Raw genomic sequence first — 6,299 nt, forward strand, 5'->3', positions numbered from 1 at the left:
GCCGACGGGACGCGTCGGGTGCACCTGATCACGGCAGACGAGGCGGCGCGAGCCTGCCCGTCCTGCGGCGTCATCGCCTCCCGGGTGAAGGGGCCGGCGAACGCCGCGGCCGAGAGCTTCTTCGGCCTGCTCGAGGCGGAGATCGGCATCACTGTGTGGGGCAGCCGCCAGGTGGCCCGGGCCGACGTCTTCCGCTTCATCGAGGTCGAGTACAACCGCACCAGACTCCGCCGGCACCCCGAGCACGGGTACCTCACCCCGCTCGAGAACCGGATCCTGCTGCAGCGAGACCTCACCCCCGCAGCGTAGAAACACGATGTCCAACATCAGGGGGGAACTTCAGGCTTCCGGAATGGCGTATTCCGTGTTGCGGCGTAGTCTTATCCACGGGGCAGATGTGCCGGCTGCATCGCCCGGGGAGACAGCCGATGGGCTGTGCCACGGCCGGAGAGTCTCCCGCCCCGGCTGGTTGCGAAGCCCTCGGTCGCGACGGGAAAGCGGAGGACGACATGTGTTCCAAAATCACGTACCGCACGGGTACGGGCACGTTCATCACGGGCCGGGGAATGGACTGGAACGATCCGACGGCTGACACGGCGCTGTGGGTGTTCCCGGCCGGGATGCAACGCGACGGCGGCGCAGGGAGTAGCCCGATCAGCTGGACATCGAGGTTCGGATCGGTTGTGACGTCATTTTACGGGACGTCGTCGTCCGACGGGATGAATGCGGCCGGGTTGGTGTGCAACATCCTGTATCTGTCCGAGTCCGATTACGGGGAGCCGGGCGCCGAGGGCAGGACGACGCTCTCGATCGGGGCGTGGGCGCAGTACTACCTCGACAACTTCGCGACGGTCGCAGAGGCCGTGGAGGCGACGCGTAAGGATCCGTTCAGCATCATCGCTCCGGTGCTTCCGAACGGCCGGGCGGCCACGGTGCACCTGGCGCTGTCGGACCCCTCGGGCGACTGCGCAGTGATCGAGTACCTCGGCGGTCACCCGGTCGTCCACCACGGCCCGGAGTACCGGGTGATGACGAATTCGCCGGTGTACGACCAGCAACTCGCCCTGACTGCGTACTGGGACCTGATCGGTGGGAACCGCATGCTGCCAGGAACGATCAGCGCCGCGGACCGGTTCGTCCGCTTGAGCTACAACCTCAAGAGCTCTCCGGAGTACGAGGACCGGAGGATGGCGGTGGCGTCGGTGTTCTCCCAGATGCGGGCGATCGGCGTGCCGTTGGGCATGGAGGATCCCGATCACCCCAACATAAGTGCCACGTTGTGGCGCGCGATCGCCGATCACGACGCCAAGCGCTATTACTTCGAGTCGACGGTCTCACCGTCGGTGATGTGGGTGGACCTGGACAAGGTGGACCTGGCTTCCGGCGCCGACGTGATGGCGGTCGACGTCGCCCGTGACGGGCTGGCCGGGGAGGTCTCCGCCGAGTTCCGGCCGCGGGCGCCGTTCGAGTTCCTGGCGGCCTGAGGCCGGTTGCGGGCCGCCGCGCCCGCCCTGTACTACAGGGGAGCTTCGTGTTTGCTGGCCGCGTGACGCGTTGAGCCTCACGTGGAGGACGTGCAGCGGGATGTCGAGCGGTGGGACGGGTGGTTCGAGGATTTCTTCGCGCTGCGCGCCGGGTTGTGGTGCCGGGTGGAGCCTCGGCTGACAGCGCGGGCGTATCTCAAGGCCCTGTTGGGCCTGGTGGAGCGGAAGAACACCTGGCAGATCGCCGCGTATCTCGGTCACACCGCGCCGGACAAGGTCAAGGACTTGCTGCGCAGGACAACCGGGAGCTGGAGCGGGTGAGGGAGTTCACCGTGGAACAGCTCGGGGACCCGGAAGCGGTGCTGGTGCTGGACGAGACCGCCTTCCTGAAGAAGGGCGACAAGTCGATCGGGGTCGATCCGCAGTACGCGGGGATTACGGGCAGACGGAGAACTGCCATGTCGCCGTGTTCCTCGCCTACGTCACCCCGTACGGACGCGCACTGATCGACTTCGCCCTGTGCCTGGGCAGACTGTGGGCCGGCCAGGCGGCGCGCTGCCAGGAGGCCGGGGTGCCGCGCGACCGCGCCAGGAAGGTCCTCACCAAGCCCGAGCTGGGGCGCGTCATGGTCGAACGGGCCCGCTGCGCACGGGTGCCGTTCGCCTGGGTGGCCGCCGACAGCGTCTACGGGCAGGACCGAGAACGCCGGGCGGGCCTTTACTGACTTCGGCTTGAGTTGTTGTCAGGCGTCGCGCCACCACGGGGGTCGGATGGTCTCGTTGTCGTCGGCGGCGCAGTTGACGCCGTGGACGACCTCTGAGCCGGCCAGGTCCCAGCCGACGATGCCGTTGCCCTGCCGGGCCAGTTCCACCAGGCGGGCGCGGTGGGTTCCGCTGCCGGTGTTCACGTCGCACGTCTCGACACTGGTCCAGGAGCGTCCGTCCAGGGCGGCGATGATCGCCACGGCGGGCAGGACGATGCCGCCGAGCAGCAGTCCGGCGATCCACAGGGCGTCGGCGGCACGCTGAGGGGCGGTCTCGGCCCGGTTGCCGGTACGGCGGCCCGTGGTGTGCTCACGGCGGCCGGTCTTGTAGTCGACCATCACCCCCACCCGCAGTACGTAGGAGGCCAGGCCGGTGGCCAGGCCCCAGCCCAGGCCGTTGAACGCACCGACGACCACCCCCAGGGCGGCCGGAACTACGGCGGCAGTGGCCGCGGTCACTGCCATGGGGGTGTCCCGATGTCTGAGGGCGCCGCCCCTGGCTGCGAAGTGGGCGTAGGTGGCGCGCGAGACGACCACGGCCAGCACTGTGGCCAACAGGGCCTCGTTCAGGAACATGCCGATTGGGATGTCGGCCCAATTGCCCGGCCCCATGGCGATCAGTGCGTCCCTGGCCGCGTCCCCGCCGCCAAGCGTCCAGGCCAGCTTGAGCGCCGGGACCGCGAGCACCACCGCCAGCAGCATCACGTGCCCCGCCCTCTCCCGGTAGTCCCCGGAAGCCTTCTCCTCACTCATGCGACGAGTCTCACGGACCGCCCGCTACCGGCAAGGTCCGACACACGTACACACCTACGTCACCCTGACGAGCCGAAGTCAGTAGCGCCACTGCAAGGGCTACGTGATCGCGGTGCCCTGCGACGAGACCGTCACGGCCGGGCCCACGGGGCCGATGCGGGTGGACAAGCCGGTGCGGCAGCTGCCGGTCTTCGAGCGTCGCTCCTGCGGCCACGGCGCCAAGGGCGAGCGGTTCTACGACTGGGCACCGGTCCAGGTCTCCTGGCCCTCGCCGGCTGGCGCGGTGCGCCGGGGCTGGTGCCACCTGCTGCTGGTGCGCCGCTCGATCAGCGACCCCACCGATTTCGCCTACTTCGCGGTGCACGCCCGCACCGGCACCACCATGGCGACCCTGGTGAAGATCGCGGGACTTCGGTGGGGAGTAGAGGACTGTTTCGAGACCGCGAAGTCCGACTGCGGCCTGGACCAGTACGAGGTCCGCAAGTGGGAACCCTGGCACCGGCACATCGCCCTGGCCATCGCCGCGTTCGCGTTCCTGTCCGTCAGCGCCACCCGCACCGCCCGCCTCACCCGGCCCCGCGAAGACACACAGCCGCCGACCGAGCCCGAACCCGCCATAGCCTGGCCGCCACCGACCCCGCCTCCGATCCTCAACCCCTGATCGACTACACCGCCGAAGAGATCCGCCGCCTGCTCCACCAGACCCTGTGGCACGTAACGATCCCCCACGCGATCGTCTTCGCCCAGTCGCTGTGGCGCCGAGCCCACCAAGCCGTCGCCCGGCGCATCCACTACGAACGACGCCAACGACAAGCTTCCGAAGCTCCCCTGTAGTACCGGGCCAATTTCATACACGGAGGGCCACTTGAGATACGGCCGTCAGCCTGCGTGCAGCCAGGAATGGCCATGACCGACACGCCTGGCCGGTCTTTGGACCGTAGCGGACCAGGCCGCAGCAAGCGACACGGCGATGTTCGGCGCGCAGACTGGAACTAGAGGCGACACACGCAGAGGCCGACATCTGGGGGCGGAGCATGTGCCATCTCGGCTCCGTTGCCCGACATGTCAGGAGGAGAAACCCATCATGACGACGGCACACGAGAGCTTCAGCTCGCTCCAGATGAAGAAGGTCGCACCGGCGGAGGTGCCGGTCGCAGCAGACTCTGCGGCTAAGCGGCTGTCCAAAGCCATCACCTTCCGGACCATCTCCAACCAGGACCGCAGCGACTTCGACGAGAAGGCGTTCAACGATTTTCACGCGTACCTCGCGGACACCTACCCGCTCGTGCACAAGACGCTGAAGCGTGAGGTCCTCGGTGCGCCCCGCCGCTTCAGCCTGCTCTACACCTGGGGCGGGAAAGAACCGTCCTTGCCTCCGATCGTGCTCATGGGCCACCAGGACGTGGTGCCGGTGGTGCCGGGCACTGAGAACGACTGGGAGCATGATCCGTTCTCCGGCGACATAGAGGGCGGATACGTCTGGGGCCGCGGCTCTCTCGACGACAAGATCATGATCCTCGCCATTCTGGAGGCCATCGAGATGCACCTCGAGAAGGGCTTCCAGCCGACCCGCACCGTCTACCTCGTCTTCGGACAGGACGAGGAGGTGATGGGGCTCGAGGGCGTGCGGACGATCGTAGAGGAGCTGAAGTCGCGGGGCGTGAACGACATCGCGCTGGTCCTCGACGAGGGGCTGCCCCTCGCGCCCGGCCTCTTTCCCGGCATCCCGGACCCCATCGCGCTCATCGGCGTCGCCGAGAAGGGCTACGCCACCCTGGAGCTGAAGGTCGAGGGCCCCGGCGGGCACTCGGCCATGCCGCCCAAGCACTCCAACATCGGCATCCTCGCCCAGGCGATCACGCGACTCGAGGCTAATCCGTTGCCGTATCGCATCACGCAGTCCGTGCGGGACCAGTTCCGGTTCCTGGGCCCGGAGCTGCCGCCGAAGTACCACGAGCTCTTGGCGGACGTCGCCTTCGGCGGAGAGGAGGAAGAAGAGGCTGCCTCCAAGAGACAGAGCGCGCCCGTGCACGAAGACGACTGTCCAACAGCGGGATGGGGCGTGGGGAGCAGCGACGATCAGTTCATCAAGTACATGCTGTCCGGCGCGATGACGACGGCGATGCTCCAAACGACGACGGCGGTGACGATGGTCAACGGCGGAGTGAAGGAGAACGTGCTCGCGCCCGCTGCTTCGGCGCTGGTCAACTTCCGGATCCTTCAAGGGGAGACCGTGCAGTCCGTCGTCGAGCACGTGAAGAAGGTCGTCAACGACGAGCGGGTCGAGGTGACCGTGCGTCCGGCCTCGTGCGAGCCTTCGCCAGAGTCCGATCCGTATGGCAAGGAGTACCGGCTGATCGAGAAGTCGGTCCGCCAGGCGTGGGGTACTCCGAACCTGCTGGTATCGCCCTACCTGGTCATCGGCGGGGCCGACGCGAAGTACTTCGCCGCGACCATCGCCAAGAACGTGTACCGCTTCACCGCGGTGAGGGTCGAGTCTGCCGCCGACACCGCACGCTGGCACGGCGTGAACGAGCGCGTGCTGGTCAGCGAGTACGCGCGGTCGATCGTCTTCTTCTACACCTTCATCGCCAACACCGAGGAGCTGGGCGAAGGCGGCGACGGCGGCATCGCCAGAACGAGCGCAAGCGCGGAGTGACGACGTCCTACGACGCGTCGATCCGCTGGCGCTCGCGGTGTCTCGCAGCGCGTAACGAGAGAGCCACGTGCAGCGAAAGTTGCCCGCGTGGTTCGGCGGGGGGCCGTGCGGAAAAGGACCCGGCAACGGGCACCTCGCCGCGCGGCCTACCCAGTGGGCAGCTGCGCACGCCTTCCACAAGCCCGGCACCCACGAGGCCGAAGCCTTCGCCGCCGACCGGCTCACCGCGATCCTCGCCGGTCACGCCGCCCGCGTCGCCGACGAACTCCTCGCCCTGGCCGACCAGGCCCACCTGACCGCCTCACCCCGCGAGGCGGTCATCAAGGCGCGGAATGTTCTGCGGAATCAACTGCAGAGCGGCTGCCGACGCGACAAGCACGGGGCCGTCCACATCGTGCCAAGGGCGGCCGGTCAAGTGGGCAGCAGTCATGCACGTCTCCTAGGGCGGGCGGACGATTCCTGATGCGGCCGAAGAATTCACTGTGCCCAGCAACAAGCGCCTCCGTGCGTCACGGTAGCGCCCAGGACTGACAGCGGACGCTTCTTCCCAATCCCGAACGTCCGACGCCTACGGGATCGAGTTCACCAGGCGCTCGGCATCGCCGACGAGGAACCGGCTCACCGAACCGCCCCTCACTCG

General features: G+C 67.8%; 7 protein-coding genes and 1 pseudogene. 7 read left to right on the plus strand and 1 reads right to left on the minus strand.

Annotated elements, in window-relative coordinates:
* The 4 genes and pseudogenes from AC3ET3_RS35730 to AC3ET3_RS35745 all read left to right on the plus strand — a co-directional run.
* The coding region (locus tag AC3ET3_RS35730) for an IS3 family transposase (RefSeq protein ID WP_432159155.1) at positions 1-309 on the plus strand (309 nt) is incomplete at its 5' end.
* 200 nt (positions 310-509) lie between these two features.
* Positions 510-1,484: a linear amide C-N hydrolase gene (locus AC3ET3_RS35735; protein WP_385087075.1), complete on the plus strand. Its 975-nt coding sequence runs from the start codon at positions 510-512 to the stop codon at positions 1,482-1,484.
* Positions 1,485-1,565: 81 nt separating this feature from the next.
* A complete protein-coding gene (locus AC3ET3_RS35740) occupies positions 1,566-1,805 on the plus strand; it encodes a hypothetical protein (RefSeq protein WP_385087072.1) in 240 nt (79 codons plus the stop codon).
* 44 nt (positions 1,806-1,849) lie between these two features.
* Positions 1,850-2,208: pseudogene (locus AC3ET3_RS35745) on the plus strand (transposase).
* Between the two features lie 18 nt (positions 2,209-2,226).
* Here AC3ET3_RS35745 and AC3ET3_RS35750 read toward each other — a convergent pair.
* The gene (locus tag AC3ET3_RS35750) at positions 2,227-3,000 is read right to left on the minus strand and encodes a hypothetical protein (RefSeq protein ID WP_432159153.1); all 774 of its coding nucleotides are present in this window, start codon (positions 2,998-3,000) and stop codon (positions 2,227-2,229) included.
* A 103-nt stretch (positions 3,001-3,103) separates the two neighbouring features.
* Here AC3ET3_RS35750 and AC3ET3_RS35755 point away from each other — a divergent pair, with 103 nt between their 5' ends.
* From AC3ET3_RS35755 to AC3ET3_RS35765, 3 genes are all read left to right on the plus strand, one after another.
* A complete protein-coding gene (locus AC3ET3_RS35755; protein ID WP_432159152.1) occupies positions 3,104-3,661 on the plus strand; it encodes a hypothetical protein in 558 nt (185 codons plus the stop codon).
* Between the two features lie 423 nt (positions 3,662-4,084).
* Positions 4,085-5,659, plus strand: a complete 1,575-nt coding sequence (locus tag AC3ET3_RS35760; protein WP_432159151.1) for a M20 family peptidase — start codon at positions 4,085-4,087, stop codon at positions 5,657-5,659.
* Between the two features lie 67 nt (positions 5,660-5,726).
* Positions 5,727-6,122 (plus strand): hypothetical protein, encoded by a 396-nt coding sequence (locus AC3ET3_RS35765; protein WP_385087061.1) that lies wholly within the window; start codon positions 5,727-5,729, stop codon positions 6,120-6,122.
* Positions 6,123-6,299 lie beyond the last annotated feature (177 nt).

It is taken from the genome of Streptomyces sp. bgisy159, from assembly GCF_057707805.1.

What these genes read in the sequence shown, in the direction of transcription:
- AC3ET3_RS35735 (WP_385087075.1), top strand. Translation starts at nt 510, where the DNA reads ATGTGTTCCAAAATCACGTACCGCACGGGTACGGGCACGTTCATCACG.
- AC3ET3_RS35750 (WP_432159153.1), bottom strand. Translation starts at nt 3,000, where the DNA reads ATGAGTGAGGAGAAGGCTTCCGGGGACTACCGGGAGAGGGCGGGGCAC.
- AC3ET3_RS35760 (WP_432159151.1), top strand. Translation starts at nt 4,085, where the DNA reads ATGACGACGGCACACGAGAGCTTCAGCTCGCTCCAGATGAAGAAGGTC.